This window comes from Cryobacterium sp. (assembly GCF_025463825.1).
Classification (GTDB): Bacteria; Actinomycetota; Actinomycetes; order Actinomycetales; family Microbacteriaceae; genus Cryobacterium.
In genome coordinates this window covers 22,126-45,372 of sequence record NZ_JAODBG010000130.1, presented here as the reverse complement: position 1 = coordinate 45,372, position 23,247 = coordinate 22,126, and the positions used below count along the sequence as shown (strand labels likewise).

Below are 23,247 nucleotides of genomic sequence, written 5' to 3'. Positions count from 1 at the left end.
ATCGGCAAGCCCGGCGCCGCGGCCGCTGCCGCGACGGCGGAGGGCGCCGTCGTGCGCGCCTTCGACTTCGCCGACCGCAGCACCTGGTCGCGTGCGCTGGCCGGGGTCGACCGGGTCTTCCTGATCGTGCCGCCCACGGTGGCCGATGTGGGCCGCACCATCATCCCGTTCATCGACCAGGCCATGGAGGACGCCGGGGTGCGCCAGATCGTGTTCCTGTCGGCGCCTGGCGCGCGGTTCGACAACCGGTCGCCGCACCACCTGGTGGAGCTCTACCTGCGGCGCACCCGCACGCCGTTCACGATCCTGCGGCCGAACCTGATCATGCAGACCCTGTCCACCCGGTACCGCGACGATATCCGCCTGCGCAGTGAGATCGTGCTGCCCGCGGCCGGGGCGAGTGCCGCGTTCGTCGACGCGAACGACGTGGGCCGGGTGGCCGCGAGGGTGTTCGGCGAACCCGGGCACCTGGGCAAGGTCTATGCGCTGGCGGGGGAGCAGTCGCTCAGCTTCGCGCAGGTGGCCGAAGTGCTCACCGAGGAGCTCGGCCGGCCCATCCGCTACACCGCCGCGAGCGAGGCCGAGTACGCGGAGCTGGCGGCGAAGCAGGGAGCACCGGCGTCGGATGTCGCGGCGCAGGCGGCCTGGTACACGGCGGTGCGGCGCCGCCTGACGGCGTTGCCGAACCGCAGCATCCGCCGGCTCACCGGCCGGCCCGCGACCAGCCTGCGCAGCTTCGTGGAGCAGCAGCGGCAGGCCTGGCTCTGATCGAGCGGTGTTACGCGGCCGGCAGCTCGTCGACTCTGACCACCGCAAAGCTCCCGTCGAGCTCGACGTCGATGTCCTGGCCGTTCTCGAGGGTGACCTCGACCTCGTACGCGTGGTCGAAGTCGTCGCTGCGCTCGACCTCGGTGACGGTGCCGACGGTGCCGGCGGGCAGGGCGGCGAGGGCCGCCTCCGAGGCGGCGGACCGGTCGGTCTCGGTGAGCGCCGGCACATTCGAGTCGTCGGTGTTCGAGTCATCCGTGTTCGAGTCATCCGTGTTCGAGTCATCGCCGGCCTGCGGGGTGGCGCCGGCCATCGGGGCGGTCTGGTCGGTGCTGCGAGCGTCCGAGCGCACCACGCCGAAGGACTCGTCCAGTTCGACGTCGACATCGTCGCCGTTCTCGAGGGTCACTTCCACCTCGTATGCGTGGTCCAGGTCGTCGCTGGCCTCGGCGTCGGTGACGGTGCCGCTGCCGACCTCGTCGAGGGCCGCGCTGCTGGCCCGGTCAAGGGTGGTCCTGGTGAGCCGGTCGTTGTCGTTCCCGTCGAACGGGTCGGCGACGGCCACGCCGGCCGCGCCGAGCACGAGAACGGTTCCGACGGCGGCGGTGGTGATCCAGATGGTCTTCTTCTTCATGATGTGTCCCTACGGTGTGATGGCGACTGGGGGAGGCGCGGCGTGTGCCGTGCCCGATGTCCCCAGTGTGCTTGGGCGTCGCTGAAGCCAGACTGAAGCCCGCTGAACGCGGTTTCAGGAACGCCTATGGGCCGGTCAGGGGGCGTCGGCGACGGCGGGCAGCCGCACCTCGAACCGGGCTCCGCCGAGCGCGCTGTCCAGCACCCGCACGGTGCCGCCGTGTGCCTGCACGCTCTCCCGCACGATGGCCAGGCCGAGTCCGGTACCGCCGGATGCGCGGGCGCGGGAGGCATCCAGCCGCACGAAACGCTCGAAGACCCGGTCGCGCTCGGCGAGCGGCACCCCGTGCCCGTCGTCCTCCACGGCCAGCAACGCGTCGCCGCCGTCGACCCGGAGCGACAGGGCCACCCGTCCGGAGGCGTGCTGGGCGGCGTTGTCGACGAGGTTGCGCACCACCTGGCCGAGCAGGGTCTCGTCGCCGGTCACCCGGGCGGGCCCCACCCCGGTGGCGTCGATCGAGAGCGCCATGGTGTCGCGCAGCCGGCGCGCCTCGCCGAGCATCAGGTCGTCGAGGTCAACGGTCCGGCCGGTGGCCTGCAGCGACCGTTCGCTCACCTGGGCGAGCAACAGCATGCTCCGCACGAGCCGTTCCAGCCGGGCGCCCTCGTCGAGCACCGCCTCGGAGAGATCCTCGAGGCTCATCCGGTCGGGATGTGCCTGGGCCACCTCGGCGTACTGGCGGAGCGACGCGAGCGGGGAGCGCAGCTCGTGCGAGGCATCCGAGACGAACTGCCGTTGCGCCTGCTGGGAGGTGTCGAGCCGGTCGAGCATATTGTTCATGGTGGAGGCGAGCCGGCCGATCTCGTCGGCCCGGCCGGGGTCCTGGATGCGCCGGTCGAGGTTGGCGGCCGAGACGGTGTCGACCTCGCGGCGCATCCGCTCGACGGGGGCCAGCGCCTTGCCCACCACGATCCAGGTGAGCAGGGCGACGATGCCGATCAGAAGCGGCACGGCGCCGGCCAGCAGAGCGCCGACGGTGGCGACGGACTCGTCGACGGTATCCAGGGTGCGGCCGGCGGCGAGGGTGATGTCGTCGTGTTCCTCCGTCGCCACCAGGTAGGCGCCGTCCTCGTCGGGCACGCGTACCAGCTGGGAGTCGCTGTCCTTCTCCAGCGGCACGGGCGAGCCGTCGAGGGTGTCGCTGCCGGCCAGCAGGGCGCCGGATGCGTCGGTGACCTGCACGAAGATCTCGTCGTCGTCGGCGTCGAAACTGGCCAGCGCGCCGGTGCTGTCGAACTCGGTCTGGATCTGCTGCAGGTCGCGTTCGGCGGCCGTGCTCACCTCGCTGAGTAGCACCGAACGCAGCACCAGCACGAACAGGAGCGCGCCGACCACCAGGGTGACCGCGACGATCGCGGTGGACACCAGGGTGATCCGGGCGCGCAACGACCGGGCGCGCCGCCGGCTCGGCCGCTCAGCCACCGTTGGCCGCCAACCGGTAGCCGGCGCCGCGGAGAGTCTCGATCGCGGCCCGGTCGAAGGGCCGGTCCACCTTGTTGCGCAGGTGCCGCACGTACACCTCCACGATGTTGGGGTCGCCCTCGAAGTCGAAGTCCCACACGTTGTCGAGCACGTCGCGCTTGGACACGACGGTGCCCTGGTTGCGCATCAGGTACTCGAGTACCGCGAACTCCCGGGCGGTGACATCGACGGATGTCTCGCCCCGGCTGACCGTTCGGGTGGCCGGATCCAGGTGCAGGTCGCCGGCGCGCAGCACGGGGGGCCGGGCGCTGGCACCGCGGCGGATGAGCGCCCGCATCCGGGCGAGCAGCACCGCGGAGGAGAACGGCTTGGTCAGGTAGTCGTCGGCGCCGGTGTCGAGGGCCTCGATCTGGTCCCATTCGCCGTCCTTGGCGGTGAGCATCAGGATCGGGGTCCAGTTCTCTTCGGCACGCAGGGTCTCGCAGACCCGGTAGCCGCTCTGACCGGGCAGCATGATGTCGAGCAGGATGACCGCGTACTCGTTCTCGCGGGCCAGCCAGAGGCCGTCGGGACCGGTGCCGGCCACATCCACCGCGAAGCCCTCGGCCTCGAGACCGCGTTTCAGCCCCGTGGCCAGCCGCGCCTCGTCTTCCACCACCAGGACTCGCATCCGGCCCCCCTCGTCGTGTCTGTCGGCGGGCCATCCGGCCACCCGCCCCAGTCTGGCCGACCCCGCTGAAGGCAAGCTGAAGCCCCGCGGATGTCGCGCGCCGCGCAGCCTGGACCGCTCATTTGCACACTTCCCCCCTTCGTTGCGCGGAGGAAGGGGGGAAGTTTGCACATGAACGTTCAGTTGGGGCGGCGGCGGAGCAGCCGGGCGAGGGACAGGTTGGCCAGGAGGAGCAGGGCCACGATCACGAGGATCGCCGGCCAGAGGCCGTCGCTGTCGTACACGGCCAGCGCCACGAGCGGGCCGGCGACGGCGCCGATGTCGCCGGCGGTTCGGGTGATGCCCACCACCAGGCCGCTCTGCCGGGTGGGCACGGCCTCGCTCATGAGCACCGTCGGCACGATGCCGGCCACGCTGGTGGCGAGCCCGTAGAGCACGATCGCGAGGGCGAACAGCCAGGGGCCGTCGGCCACCGGGAAGATCAGCAGGGCGGCCGCGGAGGCGAGTACGCCCGGCACGAGCACCGCGAGCCGGTAGCCCCGGTCGATCAGGGCGCCCACCACCGGAAGGGCGGCAAGGGAGAGCAGGGTGGAGGCGGCCAGGGCGACCCCGAGGGTGAGCGGGGTGAGGCCCCCGGCGTAGGCCGCCACCGGGACGAGGCCCTGCTCGCCGCCGAACCGGGCGAAGAAGGTGGCGAACGAGCTCAGCGCGAGGGCGATGACGATCGCGCCGAGGCCGAGGCCGGCGGAGCCGCTCGGAGCCGGGGAAGAGATGGTGGGGCCGGCGGGGTCGGCCGACGACGGGGTAGCGGTCCGGCCGAGGGGCAGCCAGTAGGAGGCGGCGGGGCGCAGGGCATCCCAGGCGAGCACCAGCGCGAGAGGGACGCTGGCGACCAGGAACACCACCTCGAGCGGGAACCAGGTGAGCACTAGGCCGCCGAGGAACGAGCCGATCGCGCCGGCGGACATCTGCACGGCCGTGACGGTGGCCATCACCCGGCCGCGGCGCGCGGGTGGGGCGCCGGCGACGAGGATCGCAAAGCCGATGGTGATCGCGGCGCCGCCGAGCACCCCGGCGGCCACCCGGGCCGCGATCAGCGACTCGGCGTCAGGGGCGAGCCCGGTGAGGCCGGTCACCACCACGAGGAGCAGGCTCACCGCCCACAGGTAGGGGCGCGGCCTCCACCAGCGCAGGAGGATGCCCGCCGGGATATTGGCGAGCACCCGGCCGAAGCCGAACGCGGCGATGATCGGCCCGAGCACCAGCGCCGTGGCGCCGAACCGGTCCACGTAGAGCGGCAGGGCCGGCACGATGGTGCCCCAGGTCATCTGGGCGGCACCGATCAGGCAGCACAGCAGCAGGGTCTGTTCGCCGAGGGACGGGAGCCGCCCCGTCCGCCGGCTCACGACGCGAGGTTCTCGCGCAGCGTCGAGCCCGGGTAGGCCGGGCCCATCACGCCGCGGCGGCGCAGCTCCGGCACGAGCAGCTCGATGATCTCGGTGTACGACGCGGGCATGCTCAGGGGGTTGCCCACCATGTAACCGCCGCGCGAGCCGGTGGCTTCGAAGTTCTCCTCCAGCTGGTCGGCGAGCTGCGCCGCGGTGCCGCTGAGGGTGTGCTCGTAGCCCACCGCGTGCTCCCAGCCGCGCTCGAAGAACTCGGTGCGGGAGAGCGCGTGGTCGGCGCCGAGCTTCTGCACCAGCTGGCCGACGAACCCCGACGGTGAGGCGTTGCCCGCCACGATCTCGGCCTGCAGCTCGCCGAGCACGATGGTGTCACCGACGGTGGAGAAGTCGTGGCCGGAGTTGTACGACAGGTACGCGCCCACCGCCTCGTCGCCCCAGTATTGAAGCATCTCCTTCTTGCGGGCGGTGGCCTCGTCGACGCTCCGGCCGATCACCAGCTGGGTGGCCCAGAGGATGCCGACGTCCGCGGGGTTGCGGCCGTTGGCGGCCAGTTCCACATCGAGCAGCGAACGGTGCCGCTGCTGCCCGGCGAGGTTGCCGCCGATGCCGAAGATCAGGTCGGCGAACTTGGCGCTGGTCGCGATGCCCTGCGGCGAGTTGCCGGCCTGCACCAACACCGGGTGGCCTTGCGGGCTGGGCACGCTGGTGAGGGGTCCGCGCACGTCGAAGAAGTCGCCGTGGTGGTCGATCTGGTGCACTTTTTTCGGGTCGGCGAACCGGCCGGTCTGCCGGTCCATCACGATCGCGTCGACCTCCACCGAGTCCCAGAGCTGCTGGCAGACGGAGATGAACTCGTCCATGCGTTCGTAGCGCTTGCCGTGCTCGAGCAGTTCGTCGAAGCCGTAGTTGGCCGCATCCGCCCGCCGTGTCGAGGCGACGACGTTGAAGGCGATGCGACCGCCGGTGACGTGGTCGAGCGAGTTGAGTAGCCGGGCCACATAGAACGGATGCATGAAGGTGGAGGAGTAGGTCAGGCCGAAGCCGATGTGCTCGGTGACGGTGCTCATCGCGGCGATGAACGGGCTCATGTCCTGCCGGGGCCACTGCACGCCCCACTCGACGGCGGCGTCGGGGGAGCCGCGCCAGGTGTCGGGCAGGCCGGTGCCGTCGCCGAAGAAGAGCATGTCGATGCCGCCGCGCTCGGCGGTGATCGCCAGCTCCTGGAACATCTTCACGTCGGGGAAGGTGCGACCGGTCCAGGAGCCGGGCCGGGCCCAGCGCCCCTCGGAGTGGGTGAAGGAGAGGTCGAAGGCCAGGTGCATGTGGCGCGGGTCACGTTCGGGGCCGGTCACGCCGACACCGCCGAGCCGGTGGGGGCGGCTGTGACGGGTGCGGCGGCGGGCAGGAAGCCGACCAGTTCCTCGCTCGAGACGATGTGTGCCGTGGTGAGCGCGAGGATCTCGAGGGCGTTCTCGTGCACCCGCACCTCGTAGGCGGCGGTGGCGTCGCTGGGGATGAGCACCGGGTAGTCGAGTTGGAACGCGTCGGTGGCGGTCGCGGCAATGCAGCACTCGGTGGTGAGGCCGGCCACGATCACCCAGACCACGCCGAGCTCCTGCAGCCGGGCGTGCAGGTCGGTGCCTTGGAAACCGCTGTAGGCGCGCTTCTGCACCCGGACCTCGCCGGCGGCCGGGGACACGCCGTACCAGTCGGCGCCCGGGGTGCCGATCACACAGGGTTCGTCGTCGCCCATCGGCTCGTCGACGCCCTTGCCGCGCAGCCAATTGCTGGCGCCCCACAGTCTGTTCGGGTCGGAGGCCAGTTCGACCCACACCACGGGCACGCCGGCGGCGCGGGCGGTGTCGACCAGGCTCGCGGTGGTGCGGATGGCGGCAGCGAGAGCCTCCTCGGCAGCGGTGTCGAGGCCGTAGCCGCTGAGGTAGCCGACGTCGGCGAAGGAGCGCTGCACGTCGACGACGATCAGAGCCCCGGCGCGGTTGTCCAAGCCGTGGAAGGGGCCGGCGGGGCTCATGAACGCACCAGGCCGGCCTCGCGGGCGGCATCCTGGGCGCGGAGCGTGGGCAGCACGGCCTCGCCGAACGCGGGCAGGTCGACGTGGTAATCGGGGAAGACCAGCATCAGGCCGTCGAGTTCGGCGCCGTCGACGACGGCGTTGATGTGGTTCAGCACGGTGTCGGGGGAGCCGAACACGTACGGGGTCTGGAAGGCGTCTTCGCCGGAGGCGGACTGCGTCCACGAGGTGGCGCGGTCGCGCGGCATGCCCCAGGAGACCCGCATGTTGGCGAGCGCTTCGCGGTCCAGTCCCTCGCCGATCACGTCGACCCGCTTCTGGGCGTCGGCATCCGTGTCGCCCATGACGACGGTGAGCATGGCGTAGGTCTTGACGGCACGGCCGAGAGCGGCGGCCTGGTCGTGTACGTCGCGGGAGGATTCGAGCAGTTCGGCCATGGTGTCGCCGGAGAGGAAGGCGCCGTCGCAGAGCTCGGCCTGGAAGGTGCGGCCGCGCGGCGACCGGCCGGCGCTGATCAGGGTGGGCTGCACGCGCGGGTGCGGGCGGGAGACGCAGTCGGTGAGGGTGAAGGTGTCGCTCTGCATGGTCACGGAGTCCTCGGTCCACAGCCGCGTGACGGCGCGGGTCCAGTCCTCCACCATCCGGTAGCGGGCCTCCTTGGACATCCCGGCGTCCCACAGGCCCATCTGCTCGAACTCGTCGGCGTAGGAGCCGGAGACGATGTTCATGCCGGCGCGGCCGTTGCTGATCTGGTCGAGGGTGACGAACATCTTGGCGGCGATGGCGGGGTTGTGGATGTTGGCGTGCACGGTGGCCCAGATCTTCACCTTTTCGGTGGCCTCGGCCAGGCCCGCCATCATGGTCATCGACTCGAGGGTGTTGCCCCAGTGGTCGGTGGAGCCGCCGAAGCCGCGCCACTTGGCCATCGACATCACGAAGTCGAGGCCGGTCTGTTCGGCGAGCACCGCGGTGGTCTTGTTGTACTCGTAGCTGCCGTCGGGATGCGGCGCGGTCGTGGACACCAGCCAGCCGCCGTTGCCGATGGGGAGGAAGACGCCGTACTCGCGTGCTGACATGGGGGAACTCTTTCTCTGCTGTGGAGGCTGCGACGGAGACGGCGAGGGCCGAGACGGACGTGGTGCGGGTGCGGGGCTGAGCCGGTGAGGTGCGGACATCGGGCCTTCGCGCTGCGAATGAAGGCCGGATGTCCGCAACTCGGTGCGGCGACCGGTTAGGGCGCCGGCCAGATCAGCGTGGTGCCGTCGTAGATCGCCTCGACGAAGCTGTTGTCGAAGTAGGCGGTGGGGTCGGCCGGGGCTTCGGCGATCTGCGCGCTGTCGACGAGGAACTCCGACTCGGCGGTGACGTTGGCGAAGTCGATCAGGCCGATCGGGGCATCCGCCGGCTGGTTGTCGGTGACGATGTCGTATTCGGTGGTCCAGACCGTGAGGTTGTGCTCGGCGTCGTAGCCCTCGCCGGAGAGCTCGGACGCGAAGGCGACACATTCCTCGCCGTTCTCGCCGCAGTAGTCGAAGGCGTGCTGACTGGCGCGCAGGAAGTCCTCGACGGCGGTGGCGTTGTCGGCGGCGAACTCGTTGTTCACGGCCAGGCTCCCCAGCGACCCGGCGACGCCGAAGTCGTACGGGCGCCAGACGGTGACGTCTTCACCGGCGGCTTCGAGCAGGTTGGGTTCGTTGGAGATGAAGCCGGTGAGCGAGTCGACCTGGCCGCGCGGCAGGATGGTGGGGTCGTAACCCACGACGACCTGCTGGATCGAGGCGAGGTCGGCGCCCGCGTTGGTGAGCATCGCGCCCACGGCCGGCGGCAGGTTGCCCTTCTGGCCGAGGATGGTGCCGTCCAGCTCGCTGAGGTCGGTCACGTCGGTGCCGGTCATCAGGATCTCCAGGCCCACGTTGGAGTAGGTGGCGATTCCGGTGACGTCGATACCGTTGTCCTGCGCGGTGATGAGGTTTTGCTCGTCGACGCTGGTGATGGTGACGGTGCCTGCGGCGAGCAGCTGGGCGTTCTGGCTGGTGTCGCCGGTGCCGGGCTGGATGTCGACGTCGAGGCAGAGGGCGTCGAAGTAGCCCAGCTCGTCGGCGGCGATGATGTTGAGGATCGACACCGACGCCTGGTACTGGTACCCGGTGAGGAAGTTGATCGTGTCGGCGGCCTCGTTGAGCGCGCAACGCTCATCGGAGATGGCACTGCCGGCTGCGGCGGTATCGATGGAGGGGGTGGCGCTGCCTACGGGGGAACTGCAGGCGGCGAGGCCGAGGGTGAGGCCGAGGACGGCGAAAGCGGCCACGGCGTGGATGGGGCGGGTGGGCATAGCGGTCTCCTGGTGCGGTGGGGGATGCGGGGACGGGTGGGGCGGGGTCGTGCGGGTGACGCGGCGGAGAAATCGGGGGTCAGCTCGTGGCGCCCTGCCGGGACTCGTGCCAGTGCAGCACGCGGTCCTCGATGGCGGTGATGATGAGCAGCAGCACTGAGCCCATGATCGCCAGGCAGAAGATGGCGGCGTAGACCACCGCGAGGCGGTTGTTCGACGACGCCACGCTGATCACGGTGCCCAGGCCGTCCGCGGCGCCGGGGGCGGAGAGTTCCGCGACGACGGCGCCGATGATCGAGAGCGGGAAGACCACGCGCAGGGCGGTGAAGAGGTAGGGCAGGGCGCTGGGCATCCGCACGTGCCAGAGCATCTCGAGGCGGGAGGCGTGCAGGGTGGTGAAGACCTGCAGCACCGCCGGTGACACGGAGCGGAGGCCGGTGGCCACGTTGATGAGGATCGGGAAGAAGCAGATCAGAGCGGTGACGATGAGTTTGGGCTCCGGACCGAAGCCGAACGCGACCACCAGAGCCGGGGCGATGGCCACGAGCGGGGTGACGCTGAGCACCACGGCGATGGGCATGATCGCCCGGCGGGCGAGAGGCAGTTCGGACACCAGCACCGCCAGGATGAACGAGGCGACGAAGCCGATGGCCAGGCCCACCAGCGCCACCGCGAGGGTGGCCCAGGCGTTGGCGAGGTAGAAGCCGGGGTTGGCGGCGAGGGCCTCGCCGACCGCGGCCAGCGGCGGCAGCAGGTAGGGGCTGTCCTTGGCGGTGACGCTCCAGAGGATGCCGAGACCGACTAGCAGCACCGCGAGCGGCAGCCAGTAGGCCGGGCGGAGGAAGCCCAGCCGTTTGAGGACGCTCACGATGCTGCTCCCGCCGGGATCGGGGTGGACCCGGTCATCGGGTTCTCCTGCCAGGCGGTCTGCAGGTGATCGCGAATCACATCTTCGAAGTGGTGGAACTCGGCCGTCTTGAGCATCGCCTGGCTACGCGGGCGCGGCAGGGTGATGTCGACGGATGCGGTGATGCGGCCGGGCCGGGCCGACATCACGAGCACCGTGTCGGAGAGCCGCACCGCCTCGGAGACCGAGTGGGTGACGAACACCACCGTGGTCTTGTTCTCGTCCCAGATGTCGAGCAGCTGTTCCTGGATCGACTCGCGGGTGAACTCGTCGAGGGCGGAGAACGGTTCGTCCATCAGCAGCACGTCGGGCTGCACGCCGAACGCCCGCACGATGGCGGTGCGCTGCTGCATGCCGCCGCTGAGCTGGGCGGGCAGTTTGTGCACCGCATCCGTCAGCCCGGCCTTGCTCAGCAGGTCGAGCATGTCGGGTGCGGGGCGTTCGAGGTGGCCGTGGATGCGGCGGCGCAGCTTGTCGGCGCGGCGATTGACCTTGGCAGGCATACTCACGTTGCCGAGCACGTCCTTCCACGGCAGCAGGGCGGGTGCCTGCGGCACCAGGCCGATCATCTTGGCCGCGCAGGCGCGCTCGGGCGGCACGCCGAAGACCTCGGCGGTGCCCGCATCGGCCTCTTCCAGGCCCGCGATCAGGCGCAGCAGGGTGGACTTGCCGCAGCCGGACGGGCCGATGATGCTCACGAACTGGCCGCGTTTGATGTCGACGTCCACGTTCGCCAGCGCGACGTGCCGGCTCGGGGCGGAGCCATAGATCTTCACGGCGCCGCGGATGGAGATGGAGTCGGCGGTGCTCGTGGGGGCGGGGGAGGTGAGGGTCATGGGTCAGACCAGCTTCCTGAACTCGCGGTTCTGGTAGACGAGCGGGGACAGCTCGGTGCGGATGACGTCGTCCACGTGCACGATGTTCATGAGGTGGTCGCCCACGATCCAGCGTTCGTGCACCTGGCCGAGGATGGCCGTCTGCGCGCCGGTGACGACGGGCACCCGGTCGTAGTCGCCGTGCACGGTGACGGCGGAGAACTTGTCGATGCCCGTGGTGGCGAAGTGCCGGGCGAGCCCGCCCTGGTCGGCGGGGTCGGAAGCCGCCGCATCCGCTACGGCGGGACAAGGGTCGGTCTGGTGCACGCTGGCCTCCTAGGCGCAATTCAGTGGTTGAGAGGAGGAGAGCGAGCGGGTGAAGTGTTCAGCCGACTGGATCAGTCAGGTGGCAAATGGCCCGCGGAGGTCCGTTGGATTTCACAGTAGGTGGCCCAGATTTCGGGAAAGTCAGCCTGCTGTTTCGCGCAGGTAAACTCCCCGGCGGCGCTCGCCGAGGCACTCGTTTGCAAACTTCCCGCCTTCGTTGCGGGGCAGAGTCATACGGTCGTAGCAACGCTCTGATTCAAGGAGCGTTTCATGGTCAAAGTGTTTCCCCCGAATACCCGGACTGAATTCGTTGATCTGGTGTGCGCCGGGATGCCGGTTCAACGTGCCGCGAAATCTGTGGGCGCGTCGAATAGGAGCGGGGCCTACTGGTGGGCTCAGTCTGGTCAGATGACTGTGAACCTGGGCCAAGTGGGTGGGCTGGCTGACCCGGCGCCGTCGCCGGACGGGCCAGGCCGGGCGCTCAATGAGGCGGAACGGGGCATGATTCAGATGGGCCGTCGGAGCGGGCTGAGCTACGCCGAGATCGGTGAGGCGATCGGCCGTCACAAGTCCGTGGTTTGGCGGGAGGTGAACCGCAACCGCAGTCGGGACGGTGTCTACTATGCGTCGGTCGCGCACGCGCGAGCGCATCAGGCGCGTCGTCGGCCGAAGCCGTTGAAGCTGGTCGAGAACGAGGCGCTCTGCACGGCAATCGAGGTTTGGATGGATGATGGGTGGAGCCCGAAGTTGATCTCGTCAATGCTGGCGGTCACCTTCTCGGGTGACCAGACTATGCAGGTGAGCCACGAGACTATTTATCAAGCCCTCTACGTTCAAGCCCGCGGAAATCTGCGGAAAGACCTCGCCGAGAAGCTCTCCACGAAGCGAAAGAAACGCGTTCCTCACACCGCTGACCGGAAGTCGAGCAGCCCTTACAAGGATGCGTTCAAGATCAGTGACCGGCCGGCCGAGATCACAGACCGAGCGATCCCCGGTCACTGGGAAGGCGATCTCATCATCGGCTGTGATGGGACTGCGATCGGCACCCTCGTGGAACGCATGACCCGGTTCACGATCTTGCTGCACCTGCCCGAGAACCACACCGCAGACACCGTCGCTGCCGCGATGATCAGCGAGATGGGCAAGCTGCCCGACCACCTCCGCCGGAGCGTCACCTGGGACCGCGGCACGGAGCTGGCCGAGTACGCCAAGATCCAAACCGAGCTGCATACGACGCTCTACTTCTGCGACCCACACTCGCCCTGGCAGCGCGGCACCAACGAGAACACGAACAGGTTGCTCCGGTTCTGGTTCGAGAAAGGCTCCGACCTCTCCATTCACACCCCCGACGATCTCCGCCGGGTTGCCGCGAAGCTCAACCGCCGGCCACGCCCCACCCTCAACCTCCAAACACCAGCCAACCGGCTTAACCAGCTGCTCCTCGCAGCATAAAAACTCCCGCGTTGCTCCCACCGCTTGACTTTGCCCGGCGACGAAGGCGGGAAGTTTGCACATCAGTTCGTGACGGAGGCCGTGAGGAGGTCCGCGAGCACGTCGAGCGCCCGGGCGAGCTCGAGGTCGGTGGGGGCGCCGTAGCCGAGGACCAGGCCGTGCTGCCCCCGGTCGACGACCGCGTAGTCGGCCAGCGACACGACCCGCACGCCCCGGGCGGCGGCGTGCGCGACGAGAACGGATGCATCCGCCCGGCCCTTCGCGCCGCTGGCCGTGCGGGGGAGCCCGTCGGTGTGCACCACCACGTGCAGCCCACCGTCGAGCCCGGCCAGCCGCACCCCGGGCAGTGCGCCGAGCTTCGCAAGGACGAGGGCTCGGCGGTGCGCGTACTCCCGGCGCACCCGGGTGACATTGCGCGCGAGGCCGCCGCTCTCGAGGTAGCGGGCGAGGGCCGCCTGTTGCACACCGGACACGGGCGGGCCGAGATCCTCGCGCACCTCGCGCAGCGCACTGCCGAGGTCGCCGGTGGCCACGATGTAGCCGCAGCGGATCCACGGGGTGACGGTCTTGGAGAAGCTGCCGACCAGCGCGACCCGGCCGGACGTGTCGAGGGTGGCCAGGGCCGGCAGCGGAGAGGTACCGAAGCGGAACTCGCTGTCGTAGTCGTCCTCGATGACGACAGCACCGGCGGCCCGCGCCCAGTCGAGCAGGTCGAGGCGGCCCTGCACCGAGAGGCTCCCGCCGAGCGGGTACTGGTGGCTTGGCGTGACGAGCACGGCGTGCGGGGTGGGGGTGAGTGCGGCCAGCCCGGCGAGGTCGATGCCGTCGTCGCCGGTTCGGACCGGCTGGAGCCGGGCGCCCACCCGGCGAAGGACCCGCCGGGCGGTGGGATAACCGGGATCCTCGACGGCGATGCGCGGGGTGCCCGGCGCAGCCTCGCCCTCGCCGCCCGCGCCGGCCAGAGCCGCGAGCGCGATGCTGGCGAGCGCGTCGCTGGTGCCGGCGGTGACGATCACGTTCTCGGGCCGGCAGTCGAGTCCGCGCGCTCGCCGCACGTGCTCGGCGATCGCGGCGCGGAGCTCCGGCGTGCCCGTCGCGGATGGCGAGTCGCTGCGGCCGGCCGCGGCCACGGCGGACCGCCAGGCCGCGGTCCAGGCCGGGTCGACGAGGGTGCGGGTCGACGGATGCCCCGGCGCCAGGTCGAGCACCAGGGGAGTCGACGGTGTCCCGGTTGGCAGAGCAGGTGCGGTCACGCCGGCGTCCGTCTGGGCGCCGGTGTCGGGCGGGCCGGCGACCGCGCTCGTGCCGTGCCGCTCGACCATGACCCGGGTCGCCGAGCCCGGCGTGGTGTGCAGGTAGCCCTCACCGGCGAGCTGGTCATACGCGGCGACGACGGTGCCGCGCGACACCCGCACCGAGCCGGCCAGGGCGCGGGTCGACGGCACCGGTTCGCCCCGCCGCAGCGTTCCGTCGAGGATCGCCAGGCGGAGGGCGGAGGCGAGCTGGGCCGCGAGGGGGAGCGCCGACGTGCGGTCGACCAGGATGGGCAGCTCGTGGGTGTTCATTCGTCTCCTCGTCCCCAATTCCGATAGTGATCGACCGCGGCAACTGGTCTACTCGAAGTCGCCGGAAGTGGCCCTGTTGCCGATCCAGTCTGGGCTCGATCCTAGTAGCATGCCCTCCAAGATCGACACCCAGACCCAGCCCGCCCCGTCGACCAGCCACGGTGCGGGCGTGACCGACCTGCCCGTGACCGACCGCACCCGCATCACCCGCATGCCCGAGCGCCAGCGCACCGACCGGGCCGAGCTGTACGCCATCCTGGACGAGGCGCTCGTCGCCCACGTCGCGATCGTGCGCGACGGGTTGCCGCTCGTGCTGCCGATGGGCTTCGGCCGAGGCGGCGACGCCCTCTACCTGCACGGCTCGACCGGCAGCGGAATCTTTCGGGCGATGGCATCCGGCACCCCGATCTCGGTCACCGTGACGCACCTCGACGGCCTGGTCTATGCCCGCTCGCTGTTCGACAGTTCGATGAACTACCGCAGCGCCGTGGTGTTCGGCACGCCGACGGTCGTCGCGGCCGCCGATAAGGCGGAGGCCATGCGCGTCGTCTCCGACCACCTGATGCCGGGCCGGTGGGACGAGGTGCGCCCGATGACCAAGCGGGAGCTGGCCGCCACCCTGGTGCTGCGCCTGCCACTGGACGAAGCCAGCGTGAAGGTGCGCGTCCACGGCGCCTCCGAGGCAGCCGATGACGGCGAGGACCGTTCGGTGTGGGCGGGAGTGGTGCCCCTGCGGGTGGCCGCGCTGCCGCCCGAGACCTCGGCGCTCAGCCCGGCCGGCACGCACGTCTCCGCCGCGGCGCTCGCCTACGCCGCCCGTATCGCCCCCTGAGCCGGCGTCGCGCATTCGTTTGCAAACTTCGCACAGTGCGAAGGCCCCGGGAAGGTGGTTTCTTTGCAAACGAGTGCAGGAGCGAAGACGGGGCCGGCTCAGCGGGTGAGGAGCTCCAGCGGGGCGTCCGGCCGGAAGATGTAGACATCCACGTGCATATCGGCCGCCGCGGCGCTCGGCCAGGAGGCCGGGGTGAAGAAGCGGGCCAGCGGTTCGCTGATGCAGATCACCAGGCGCGGCCGGGTGGGCAGCACGCCCCGCAGCCAGACCAGCTTGAGTAGGTCGGCGATGGCCTTGTTGCGGTGTGACGACTTGGCGGCGCCGGTGTTCGCCACCAGTTGCACGAGCACGCTCGCGGCCGGATCGATACCCTCCACCTCCACGCGCAGGCCGCCGGGCACGGTGAGGGTGCGAGAGGCGAGGTCGACGCCGAGGCGCTCGCCGAGGGCGTGCAGCATGGCGTGTTCGGTCGACTCCGGTTGGATGCGCCCGGTGGCCTCGATGTTCGTCATACCGGTGGGCTCCTCTCGTTGGGCGTGCCGGTGCTCGATTGCTCAGTGTACGGCCCGCGGCCACCACCCCAACTGTTGCCCGAACGGACTTCTGCACCCGGTGTGCCGGGACCATTTGTCCGCACCGGGCACAGTTGGGCGGGGTCAGTCGGAGCCGGGCAAGCCCAGGAACTCGATCGCGGTATCCCGGAACGCCCGGGAGGTGGGCGCGTTGAAGTGGTTGCGGCCGGGGATCTCGAAGAACGACGCGTTCGGGGTGGCCTCGGCCAGCGCCTTCGACGCCGCGAGGATCCGGTCTTCGCTGCCGGTGGCGAACAGCACCCGCTGGGTGGGCGCGTTCGCCGCGTGCGGCTGCGGTCCACCGCGCATGCCCTGCACGAGCGCGATCAGCGCCTCGAGGTCGTTGTCCCGGATGGCGCCGGCCATCTTCAGGTAGGCGCCGGTGAGGGGATCGGCCACCGGGACGCCGTCGCGTACGAACGCGAGCGCCTCGTCGACCCGGAACCGGGTGAGCGGGTCGCCGTCGGGGATGCCGCCGAACACGGCCCGGTTGATCCGGGTGGGCATGAACCGGGCGGCGTGCCAGCCCACCCGGGCGCCCAGCGAGTAGCCGACGAAGTCGACCTCGTCGAGCAGGAAGGTGTCGAGCACGGTGAGCACATCGTTGACCAGCAGGTCCATCGTGTAGGCGTCGGGGGAGTGCGGCTTGGTGCTCTGCCCGTGGCCGCGCTGGTCCATCGCGATGACGTGGTAGCCCTCGCGCACCAGGTCGCGGATCCAGCCGGTGGCGTGGAAGTTCGCCAGACCGCTGGAGGCGAAGCCGTGCACCGCGAGGACGGTGGGCGCGTCGGGATCACCGAACTCGTAGGTGGCGATCTGGGTGTTGTCAGGTGAGATGACGGTGCGGGCGGGCGGGGCGGCGGGATTAGACATCGCTACTATTCGACCACATCGCCCGGCGGCCGGGCCTCAGCCCACCCGGGTGTCGGCATCGCTGGTGATCCGCAACCACCGGTAACCGTACGGGTCGAGCCGGAGCGCCACCACGCCGTCCTCGATCGGGGTGACCTCGTTGTGCAACATGTCCACGAGCCGGGAGCCCGGTGGGACGTCGGGCAGGGTCAGCGTGAGGCCGATGGGCGCATCCGCGAAGTTGTGCACCGCCAGCATCGAGCCGATGCTCGCCCGCACCAGGTGCGCGAACACCCGGTCGTCGCCCGTCTCCACGATGGCCAACTCGCCCCAGCCGATCTCGGGGGAGTTACGGTACGCCTGAATCAGGGTGCGCATGAAGTGCGCCAGCGAATCCGGGTCGCGGCGTTGCGCGGCGACGTTCACCCGCTCCGGACCGTACTCGCCGGTGACCACCGGCGTGACCAGCTGCTCGGCCGGCGCCTGCGAGAAGCCGGCGTTGGCGCCCGCGGACCACTGCATGGGCGTGCGCACCGCGTACCGGTCCGGCACCGCCAGGTTCTCGCCCATGCCGATCTCCTCGCCGTAGAACAGCACCGGAGCGCCCGGCAGCGAGAACATCAGGCTGTAGGCCATCCGGATGCGCCGCGCGTCACCGCCCAGCATCGTCGGCAGCCGGCGCCGGATGCCCCGGTCGTACAGCCGCATGCCGGGGTCGGGCGCGAACGCCTCGAACACCTCCTGGCGCTCGGTGTCGGAGAGCTTGTCGAGGGTGAGCTCGTCGTGGTTGCGCACGAAGTTGCCCCACTGGCAGTCGGCGGGCAGCTCCGGCCGGTCCGCCAGGGCCGCGGCCAGCGGCCGGGAATCGTGGCGCACCATCGACAGGTAGACGCTCTGCATCACCACGAAGTCGAACTGCATCTGCAGCTCCCGGCGCTCGCCGGCGCCGAAGTAGACCAGCTGTTGCTGGTGGGTGAGATTGACCTCGCCGAGCATCATGGCCTCGCTGCTGCGCCGGGACAGGAACCCGGAGATGTCGGCGAGGTAGTCGTGCGGGTCGGGCAGCGGCTGGTCGGCCGGGTCAGGCTGGGAGTTCTTGCCGCCGGCCTCGGACTTCGCTTCGATGAGGAACGGCACCGCGTCCACCCGGAACCCGGACACGCCCAGCTCGGTCCAGAAGCCGACCATGCGGGCGATCTCGTCGCGCACGGGCGGGTGCGCGATGTTGAGGTCGGGCTGGTGCTTGTAGAAGTTGTGCAGGTAGTACTGCCGGGTTTTCCTGTCGAACTCCCAGATGCTCTTCGCGTCGCCGGGAAACGCCGAGGGCTGGTTCTTGGTGGGCGGGTCGTCGCGCCAGACGTAGTAGTCCCGGTACGGGGAGTCGGTGCTGGACCGGGACGCCTGAAACCACGGATGCTGGTCGGAGGTGTGATTGATCACCAGGTCCATCACCACCCGGATGCCGCGGTCGCGGGCGGTGCGGATCACCTCGACGAACTCACCGAAATTGCCCAGCCGCGAATCGATCGCGTAGAAGTCGGTGATGTCGTAACCGTCGTCCCTGCCGGGGCTGGGGTTCAGCGGCATCAGCCACAGGCAGGTGATGCCGAGCTCGGCGAGGTAGTCCATGCGCTGGGCGAGGCCGCGCAGGTCGCCGCAGCCGTCGCCGTCGCTGTCGAGGTAGCGCTCGACGTCGAGGCAGTAGATCACCGCGTTCTTCCACCAGCGGTCGCTGGTGTCGGAGATCCTCATGCGGCGGCCTCTCCGTTGAGCCGGCCCAGCTGGGGCAGCACCCGTTCGCCGAACGCATCCAGGAACCGTTGCTGTTTCTTGCCGACGTGGTGCAGGTAGATGTCCTCGAAACCCAGGGCCGCCAGTTCGGCCAGCCGGTCGGCGTGCCAGCCCAGATCGCTGTTGATCAGCACGGATGAGCGCAGGTCCTCCGCGGTGACATGCTTGGTGATCTCGTCGAAGGACTCGGGGGTGTCGATGTCCCAGAGCACGGGCGGGTTGAACGCGCCGGTACGCCACTGGTCGTGAGCGATGGCCAGGGCCTCCTCGTCGGTGGCCGCCCAGCTCAGGTGCACCTGAAGGGCCTTCCGGCCGGTGCCGCCGGCGTCTTCGTAGGCGGCCAGCACCCGGCGCAGCTGTTCCGGCGGTTGGGCCACCGTGATCAAGCCGTCGGCCCAGGCGGCGGCCCAGCCGGCGGTCTCCGCCGACACCGCAGCGGCCACCAGCAGGGGCGGGGCCTCCGGCCGGCTCCAGACCCGGGCCCGGTCGATACGGATGTGGTGGTCGAGGCTCACCTCTTCGCCGGCCAGCAGGGCGCGCATCACCGTCACGCTCTCTTCGAGCCGGGCGTTGCGGAGGTCCTTCCGCGGCCAGCGCTCGCCGGTGATGTGCTCGTTCGCGTTCTCGCCCGAGCCCAGCGCCGCCCAGAACCGGCCCGGGTACATCTGCCCGAGCGTGCCGATCGCCTGCGCGATCACGGCCGGGTGGTACCGCTGGCCGGGGGCGTTGACCACCCCGAACGGCAGGTTCGTGGCCTCCAGCGCAGCGCCCAGCCAGGACCAGGCGAATCCGGACTGGCCCTGCCGCACGCTCCACGGCGAGATGTGGTCGGAGCACATCGCCGCGGTGAAGCCCACCTCCTCGGCGTGCTTGACCGCGGCCAGCAGCGCGCGCGGGTCGATCTGCTCATGCGATGCGTGGAAACCGATCACGGCCGTGCCCTTCTCTGGGAGCTGCCCGGAGGCCCGACAGCTCGCGACTGGTGGCACCATGCAAGCAGACCTCGGCGGCCGGTTCAACCCCCGGCGGCCGCCAGCGTGGGCTAGAGCTTGTCGACGAACATCTGGGTCGCCTGCGGCACATACGACTCGCTGGTGGCCGGGTCCCAGCCGACGAGTGCGATGACGTTGCCGCCGACGCGGGCGGTCATGCCTACCAGGCTGAACGGCGAACCGCCCACGTCACCGGAGACCCGGAACGCGACGGCCTCGTCGGTGCCGGTCAGGCCGGCGTCGATCTGTTCCACCTGCGTCTGTACCGCCTCGCCCTGCATGGTGAAGAGGTCCGCGCCGTTGGCGCAGCGCTCGAGGGCGTCCACCGAGTCGGCCACGAGGTCGCTGGCGACGGCGGCGTCGCCGGAACTACTGATCACCGCGGTCATCGAGCGGTCGTTGCTGGTGCCGAACTCCGCAGACGCAGCGGCGAGCGCCGGATCGGTGTCCCAGCCGGCGCCGGACGGGGTGAGGCAGGTGACATCCGAGGTGGTCAGGCCCGGGTAGATCGAGTCGAGCAACTCGGTGGTGTCGGCGTACTGGTCGGGCACGAACTGCAGCCCGGTGAACACGCCGGCCAGGTCGGCGTCGGTGAGTTGGGGGAAGAACTCGGCGGTTTCGGTGGCTGCGGTCGGTGCGGTGGCCTGCGGGGTGAGTGTGGCCTGGGTGGGCGCCGCGTCGGCCCCGCTGCCGCCGGCGCATCCGGTCAGTCCCAGGAGCAGGATTGCAGCAATTCCGGCCCCGATTGTCTTGACCGACATGATGTGTCCCCCGTGTGTTCGTGCCCGTCCATGGGGCGGCGGGTGAATGCAGGAGACGTTACCAGACGCGAAATAACCGCTCAGGCGCCGACGTCGGCGAGGACCTGCTCGATCGCGTCGACGGCCGCGCCGGGCCCGCCCAGCGCGGCCAATTCCTCGGCCACCTCCCGGGCCCGCACCCGGTAGCCGGGGTGCCCCGTCACGAGGTCGTAGCCGGCCCGGACCCGGTGCGCCGAGGGCCGCCCGGTGTGCAGGCTGAGCCCGGCGCCGCTGTAGTCCACCCGCGCGGCGACCTCGGGTTTGTCGCGGTCGCCGCCGGCGACGATGATCGGCACTCCGGCCGCCAGCGTTTCGACGGTGCCGCCCCAGCCGCCGTTGCTGATCACCAGGCTGGCTCTGGCCAGCGCCGCGTCGAACGGCACGAAGTCGGCCACCAGTGCGTTCGCCGGAGTGGAAAACGGCAGCGGCACCCCGCCGGTGGTGGCCAGCACGGTCACGTCGACGTCGGCCAGCGCCTCCAGCGCCGGCTTCACGAGTTGCCGGGCATCGATGTTCAGGGTGCCCTGGGTCACCAGCACCACCGGCCGCTCGCCCAGCCGCGCCCACCAGTCGGGCAGCGAATGTCTTCCGCCCACGGTCGGCAGCCGGCCCACGAACCGCACGGTGTCGGGCAGGTCGGTGCGCCCGAAGTCGAGGGAGGCGCATCCGCTGGCCAGGTTGAGCCGCGGCGAATACAGCACCATGTTCAGCGGCGTGGACCGGGGCGGCAGGTCCAGGCCGGCGCGTTGCTCGGCATGGACCCGGTCGAGGCGGCGGGAGAAGGCGGTGAAGACCCGCGTCAGAGCCGCGTCGCGCACCCGGCCGACCGGACCGGGCTCCGGGCTCAGGCCCATCCCGGGCAGCGGCAGGGAGGGGGTCGGGTAGCTCAGCGGCACAAAGGACACACTCACCCAGGGCACCTCGAGCAGTTCGGCGGCCGGCCCGGTGCCGAACGACAGCACGTCACCGAGGAGCAGGTCGACCGGATGCTCGCGATCCAGCGCCACCAGGTCGCGGGCCTGGCCGCCCAGGGTGCGCACGAAGACGTGCTCGATGTCGGCTCGCACGGCCAGCCGGCCCGGCCTGTCGGTGCCGGGAAAGGTGGCGGTCAGGTTGTGCTCGTCGAAGTCGGGGGCGGCCTGCCAGGGGTGCACGGCGGCCCCGAGGGCCTCGAACCGGGTGCGGTAGTGCGCCCCGGTGTACACGGTGACGTCGTGCCCGCGGGCCAGCAGTTCGGCGACGAGGCCGGTCGCCGGGGCCACATGGCCGGCGAACGGCATGACCGGGAGGGCGATGTGCGTCATGTGGTGATGGTTGCGCCGGTTCCGGGCGGGCGCAAGGCCGCGTGATGCCGCGCGCCGCCGGCGCATCCGCTGCCGAACCCCACCCGCCGTGATGGCGAAACACAGTTGTAATGACCGGGACACGCGGGCGCAATCGGGGATGCGCACACTAGTAGAGCGACGTAAGCCGTTGCTCACCATCTGAGACACCAATCCTCAGTGGCTCACTCATCGAGTTCGATGACGAAGCTATGCATGTTCGTGCCGTCAGGCGTGCGATTCCACGCACGCAGGAGGGCACCCAGATTGGTAGCCCCGGCATCGAATTCGTGACCTGATCCAGTGGTTCGATGGAGGAACACGATGCTGAAAATTACAATCCTGGTGGGCAACCCCAAGCCCCAGAGCCGCACCCTCAAGCTTGCGGAAACGCTGGTCGCCGAGCTGCTCGTCGCCGGCACCTACGACCTGCGGGTCATCGACCTGGCCGAGCACTCGAGCCAGATCTTCTCGTGGCCGTCCCCGGAGATGGCCGAACTCAACCAGGCCGTCGCCGACAGCGACCTGCTCGTTGTCGCCAGCCCCACCTACAAGGCCACCTACACCGGCCTGCTCAAGGGCTTCCTCGACCGGTACGCCGCCAACGGCCTGCGCGGCGTCACCGCGATCCCGGTGATGACCGGCGCCGACCTCAGCCACTCGATGGGCATGGACGTGAACCTGCGCCCGCTGCTGGTCGAACTCGGTGCGAGCGTGCCCACCAAGGGCCTCTACTTCGTCACCGGCCAGATGGAGAAGATGGAGGAGATCGTGGCCGCCTGGGCCGCCGAGAACCTCGCCGTGCTCCGCCTGCTGCAGCCGCTGGTGATGGGCATGCTGGGCAAGAATCCCCAGACGGATGTGCAGACCGCGTCGGATGCATCCGCCCCCGTCGTCAACGGAGCGAGCGCATGAGCCCCCGTGACCTGACCGCTGGGGACGCCGACCTCGCCTCGACCCTCGAACCCGGCGACCAGCACGGCCTCGAGACCATCAGCAGCGACCCGAGCGACATCCGGTCGGCGTTCGGCAAGTTCCCGTCCGGCGTCGCCGCGCTCTGCGCCGACATCGCGGGGGAGCCCACCGGCCTGGTGGCCTCGTCGTTCTCCGTCGGCGTCTCGTACGAGCCGCCGCTGGTGCTGTTCTCGGTGCAGAACAGCTCCACCACCTGGCCGGTGTTGCGCCAGGCCGGCCGGATCGGCGTCTCCATCCTCGGCAGCGCCCACGCCCGCGAGTGCTACCAGCTGGCGTCCCGCACGGGCGACCGGTTCGCCGGCCTCGACACCCGAACCACCGACCTGGGCGCCCTGTTCATCGAGGGTTCCTCGCTCTGGCTGGACTGCGAGATCTACTCGGAGACCCCGGCCGGCGACCACACGATCGTGCTGCTCGAGGTGAAGTCGCTCAAGGTGAACGACGACCACGACCCGCTGATCTACCACTCGGCCGCGTTCCGCAGCCTGCTGCCCGCCGAACCGAAGGCCGCCTGACCGGATGCGGCAACGCGAGTTGCCGCCTTGTACCCCTTCCCCAGTGCGGAAGGGGCACTTATCGGCAAGTCGTGACCGTGCGATTCGCTGACTTGCCGCATCCGGCCCCTTCCCGGGTGCGGAAGGGGCACTTTTCGGCACCTCGCGGGATCTCTGTGCCGGGGTGGGGGGCACCGCACGGTGAGCAGCGCTGACCAGCACCCCGC

Annotated in this window: 23 protein-coding genes; 5 read left to right on the top strand and 18 right to left on the bottom strand. The window is 70.2% G+C overall.

The annotated features are described in order from the left end of the window. The coding region (locus tag JWP54_RS16185) for an NmrA family NAD(P)-binding protein (protein ID WP_297374069.1) at nucleotides 1-768 on the top strand (768 nt) is incomplete at its 5' end. Nucleotides 769-778: 10 nt separating this feature from the next. On the opposite strand, the gene JWP54_RS16180 is transcribed toward JWP54_RS16185, so the two are convergent. The 11 genes from JWP54_RS16180 to JWP54_RS16130 form a co-directional block, all read right to left on the bottom strand. Continuing rightward, on the bottom strand, nucleotides 779-1,402 hold the full coding sequence (locus tag JWP54_RS16180) for a hypothetical protein (protein ID WP_297374067.1): 624 nt from the start codon (nucleotides 1,400-1,402) through the stop codon (nucleotides 779-781). 135 nt (nucleotides 1,403-1,537) lie between these two features. After that, nucleotides 1,538-2,884, bottom strand: coding sequence for an ATP-binding protein (locus JWP54_RS16175; RefSeq protein WP_297374064.1), 1,347 nt, complete (start codon nucleotides 2,882-2,884; stop codon nucleotides 1,538-1,540). After that, entirely contained in the window at nucleotides 2,877-3,554 is a 678-nt protein-coding gene (locus JWP54_RS16170; RefSeq protein ID WP_297374061.1) for a response regulator transcription factor, read from the bottom strand. Before JWP54_RS16170 ends, JWP54_RS16175 begins: the two co-directional genes overlap by 8 nt. Before the next feature lie 179 nt (nucleotides 3,555-3,733). Next, a complete protein-coding gene (locus JWP54_RS16165; protein WP_297374058.1) occupies nucleotides 3,734-4,960 on the bottom strand; it encodes an MFS transporter in 1,227 nt (408 codons plus the stop codon). After that, nucleotides 4,957-6,312, bottom strand: a complete 1,356-nt coding sequence (locus tag JWP54_RS16160; protein ID WP_297374055.1) for an NtaA/DmoA family FMN-dependent monooxygenase — start codon at nucleotides 6,310-6,312, stop codon at nucleotides 4,957-4,959. The genes JWP54_RS16165 and JWP54_RS16160 overlap by 4 nt, the downstream gene beginning before the upstream one ends. Continuing rightward, nucleotides 6,309-6,992 (bottom strand): cysteine hydrolase, encoded by a 684-nt coding sequence (locus JWP54_RS16155; protein WP_297374053.1) that lies wholly within the window; start codon nucleotides 6,990-6,992, stop codon nucleotides 6,309-6,311. The genes JWP54_RS16160 and JWP54_RS16155 overlap by 4 nt, the downstream gene beginning before the upstream one ends. Continuing rightward, nucleotides 6,989-8,068, bottom strand: a complete 1,080-nt coding sequence (locus JWP54_RS16150) for an LLM class flavin-dependent oxidoreductase (protein WP_297374051.1) — start codon at nucleotides 8,066-8,068, stop codon at nucleotides 6,989-6,991. The genes JWP54_RS16155 and JWP54_RS16150 overlap by 4 nt, the downstream gene beginning before the upstream one ends. A 155-nt stretch (nucleotides 8,069-8,223) precedes the next feature. Then, a complete protein-coding gene (locus tag JWP54_RS16145) occupies nucleotides 8,224-9,324 on the bottom strand; it encodes an ABC transporter substrate-binding protein (protein WP_297374048.1) in 1,101 nt (366 codons plus the stop codon). 79 nt (nucleotides 9,325-9,403) lie between these two features. After that, nucleotides 9,404-10,192 (bottom strand): ABC transporter permease, encoded by a 789-nt coding sequence (locus JWP54_RS16140; RefSeq protein ID WP_297374045.1) that lies wholly within the window; start codon nucleotides 10,190-10,192, stop codon nucleotides 9,404-9,406. Then, nucleotides 10,189-11,067, bottom strand: coding sequence for an ABC transporter ATP-binding protein (locus tag JWP54_RS16135; protein ID WP_297374042.1), 879 nt, complete (start codon nucleotides 11,065-11,067; stop codon nucleotides 10,189-10,191). The genes JWP54_RS16140 and JWP54_RS16135 overlap by 4 nt, the downstream gene beginning before the upstream one ends. 3 nt (nucleotides 11,068-11,070) lie before the next feature. Next, on the bottom strand, nucleotides 11,071-11,373 hold the full coding sequence (locus tag JWP54_RS16130) for a flavin reductase (protein ID WP_297374039.1): 303 nt from the start codon (nucleotides 11,371-11,373) through the stop codon (nucleotides 11,071-11,073). 270 nt (nucleotides 11,374-11,643) lie between these two features. Here JWP54_RS16130 and JWP54_RS16125 point away from each other — a divergent pair, with 270 nt between their 5' ends. Further along, entirely contained in the window at nucleotides 11,644-12,825 is a 1,182-nt protein-coding gene (locus JWP54_RS16125; RefSeq protein ID WP_297374036.1) for an IS30 family transposase, read from the top strand. Nucleotides 12,826-12,887: 62 nt separating this feature from the next. On the opposite strand, the gene JWP54_RS16120 is transcribed toward JWP54_RS16125, so the two are convergent. Beyond that, the gene (locus JWP54_RS16120) at nucleotides 12,888-14,390 is read right to left on the bottom strand and encodes a PLP-dependent aminotransferase family protein (protein ID WP_297374033.1); all 1,503 of its coding nucleotides are present in this window, start codon (nucleotides 14,388-14,390) and stop codon (nucleotides 12,888-12,890) included. 109 nt (nucleotides 14,391-14,499) lie between these two features. Here JWP54_RS16120 and JWP54_RS16115 point away from each other — a divergent pair, with 109 nt between their 5' ends. Then, nucleotides 14,500-15,222 (top strand): pyridoxamine 5'-phosphate oxidase family protein, encoded by a 723-nt coding sequence (locus tag JWP54_RS16115; protein WP_297374030.1) that lies wholly within the window; start codon nucleotides 14,500-14,502, stop codon nucleotides 15,220-15,222. A 98-nt stretch (nucleotides 15,223-15,320) separates the two neighbouring features. Here the strand turns inward: JWP54_RS16115 and JWP54_RS16110 are convergent, their stop codons facing one another. The 6 genes from JWP54_RS16110 to JWP54_RS16085 form a co-directional block, all read right to left on the bottom strand. Then, a complete protein-coding gene (locus tag JWP54_RS16110; RefSeq protein ID WP_297374027.1) occupies nucleotides 15,321-15,734 on the bottom strand; it encodes a hypothetical protein in 414 nt (137 codons plus the stop codon). Nucleotides 15,735-15,878: 144 nt separating this feature from the next. Further along, nucleotides 15,879-16,667 carry an alpha/beta fold hydrolase gene (locus tag JWP54_RS16105; RefSeq protein WP_297374024.1) on the bottom strand — a complete coding sequence of 263 codons (789 nt, stop codon included), beginning with the start codon at nucleotides 16,665-16,667 and terminating at the stop codon, nucleotides 15,879-15,881. Between the two features lie 36 nt (nucleotides 16,668-16,703). Continuing rightward, on the bottom strand, nucleotides 16,704-18,398 hold the full coding sequence (locus tag JWP54_RS16100) for an alpha-amylase family protein (RefSeq protein ID WP_297374022.1): 1,695 nt from the start codon (nucleotides 18,396-18,398) through the stop codon (nucleotides 16,704-16,706). Further along, nucleotides 18,395-19,369 carry a TIGR03885 family FMN-dependent LLM class oxidoreductase gene (locus JWP54_RS16095; RefSeq protein ID WP_297374020.1) on the bottom strand — a complete coding sequence of 325 codons (975 nt, stop codon included), beginning with the start codon at nucleotides 19,367-19,369 and terminating at the stop codon, nucleotides 18,395-18,397. Before JWP54_RS16095 ends, JWP54_RS16100 begins: the two co-directional genes overlap by 4 nt. 110 nt (nucleotides 19,370-19,479) lie before the next feature. Further along, on the bottom strand, nucleotides 19,480-20,190 hold the full coding sequence (locus tag JWP54_RS16090) for a hypothetical protein (RefSeq protein ID WP_297374018.1): 711 nt from the start codon (nucleotides 20,188-20,190) through the stop codon (nucleotides 19,480-19,482). 80 nt (nucleotides 20,191-20,270) lie between these two features. After that, a complete protein-coding gene (locus tag JWP54_RS16085) occupies nucleotides 20,271-21,533 on the bottom strand; it encodes a nucleotide disphospho-sugar-binding domain-containing protein (protein WP_297374016.1) in 1,263 nt (420 codons plus the stop codon). A gap of 342 nt (nucleotides 21,534-21,875) precedes the next feature. Here JWP54_RS16085 and JWP54_RS16080 point away from each other — a divergent pair, with 342 nt between their 5' ends. Then, nucleotides 21,876-22,466, top strand: coding sequence for an NADPH-dependent FMN reductase (locus JWP54_RS16080; protein ID WP_297374014.1), 591 nt, complete (start codon nucleotides 21,876-21,878; stop codon nucleotides 22,464-22,466). Continuing rightward, nucleotides 22,463-23,041, top strand: coding sequence for a flavin reductase family protein (locus JWP54_RS16075; RefSeq protein WP_297374011.1), 579 nt, complete (start codon nucleotides 22,463-22,465; stop codon nucleotides 23,039-23,041). The genes JWP54_RS16080 and JWP54_RS16075 overlap by 4 nt, the downstream gene beginning before the upstream one ends. The last annotated feature ends 206 nt before the right edge of the window (nucleotides 23,042-23,247 follow it).

Bases quoted from the DNA above. Each gene is read 5' to 3' on its own strand.
- JWP54_RS16145 (WP_297374048.1), bottom strand. From the start codon at position 9,324: ATGCCCACCCGCCCCATCCACGCCGTGGCCGCTTTCGCCGTCCTCGGC.
- JWP54_RS16150 (WP_297374051.1), bottom strand. From the start codon at position 8,068: ATGTCAGCACGCGAGTACGGCGTCTTCCTCCCCATCGGCAACGGCGGC.
- JWP54_RS16170 (WP_297374061.1), bottom strand. From the start codon at position 3,554: ATGCGAGTCCTGGTGGTGGAAGACGAGGCGCGGCTGGCCACGGGGCTG.
- JWP54_RS16125 (WP_297374036.1), top strand. From the start codon at position 11,644: ATGGTCAAAGTGTTTCCCCCGAATACCCGGACTGAATTCGTTGATCTG.
- JWP54_RS16155 (WP_297374053.1), bottom strand. From the start codon at position 6,992: ATGAGCCCCGCCGGCCCCTTCCACGGCTTGGACAACCGCGCCGGGGCT.
- JWP54_RS16110 (WP_297374027.1), bottom strand. From the start codon at position 15,734: ATGACGAACATCGAGGCCACCGGGCGCATCCAACCGGAGTCGACCGAA.
- JWP54_RS16080 (WP_297374014.1), top strand. From the start codon at position 21,876: ATGCTGAAAATTACAATCCTGGTGGGCAACCCCAAGCCCCAGAGCCGC.
- JWP54_RS16075 (WP_297374011.1), top strand. From the start codon at position 22,463: ATGAGCCCCCGTGACCTGACCGCTGGGGACGCCGACCTCGCCTCGACC.
- JWP54_RS16115 (WP_297374030.1), top strand. From the start codon at position 14,500: ATGCCCTCCAAGATCGACACCCAGACCCAGCCCGCCCCGTCGACCAGC.
- JWP54_RS16180 (WP_297374067.1), bottom strand. From the start codon at position 1,402: ATGAAGAAGAAGACCATCTGGATCACCACCGCCGCCGTCGGAACCGTT.
- JWP54_RS16105 (WP_297374024.1), bottom strand. From the start codon at position 16,667: ATGTCTAATCCCGCCGCCCCGCCCGCCCGCACCGTCATCTCACCTGAC.
- JWP54_RS16120 (WP_297374033.1), bottom strand. From the start codon at position 14,390: ATGAACACCCACGAGCTGCCCATCCTGGTCGACCGCACGTCGGCGCTC.
- JWP54_RS16085 (WP_297374016.1), bottom strand. From the start codon at position 21,533: ATGACGCACATCGCCCTCCCGGTCATGCCGTTCGCCGGCCATGTGGCC.
- JWP54_RS16090 (WP_297374018.1), bottom strand. From the start codon at position 20,190: ATGTCGGTCAAGACAATCGGGGCCGGAATTGCTGCAATCCTGCTCCTG.
- JWP54_RS16100 (WP_297374022.1), bottom strand. From the start codon at position 18,398: ATGAGGATCTCCGACACCAGCGACCGCTGGTGGAAGAACGCGGTGATC.
- JWP54_RS16135 (WP_297374042.1), bottom strand. From the start codon at position 11,067: ATGACCCTCACCTCCCCCGCCCCCACGAGCACCGCCGACTCCATCTCC.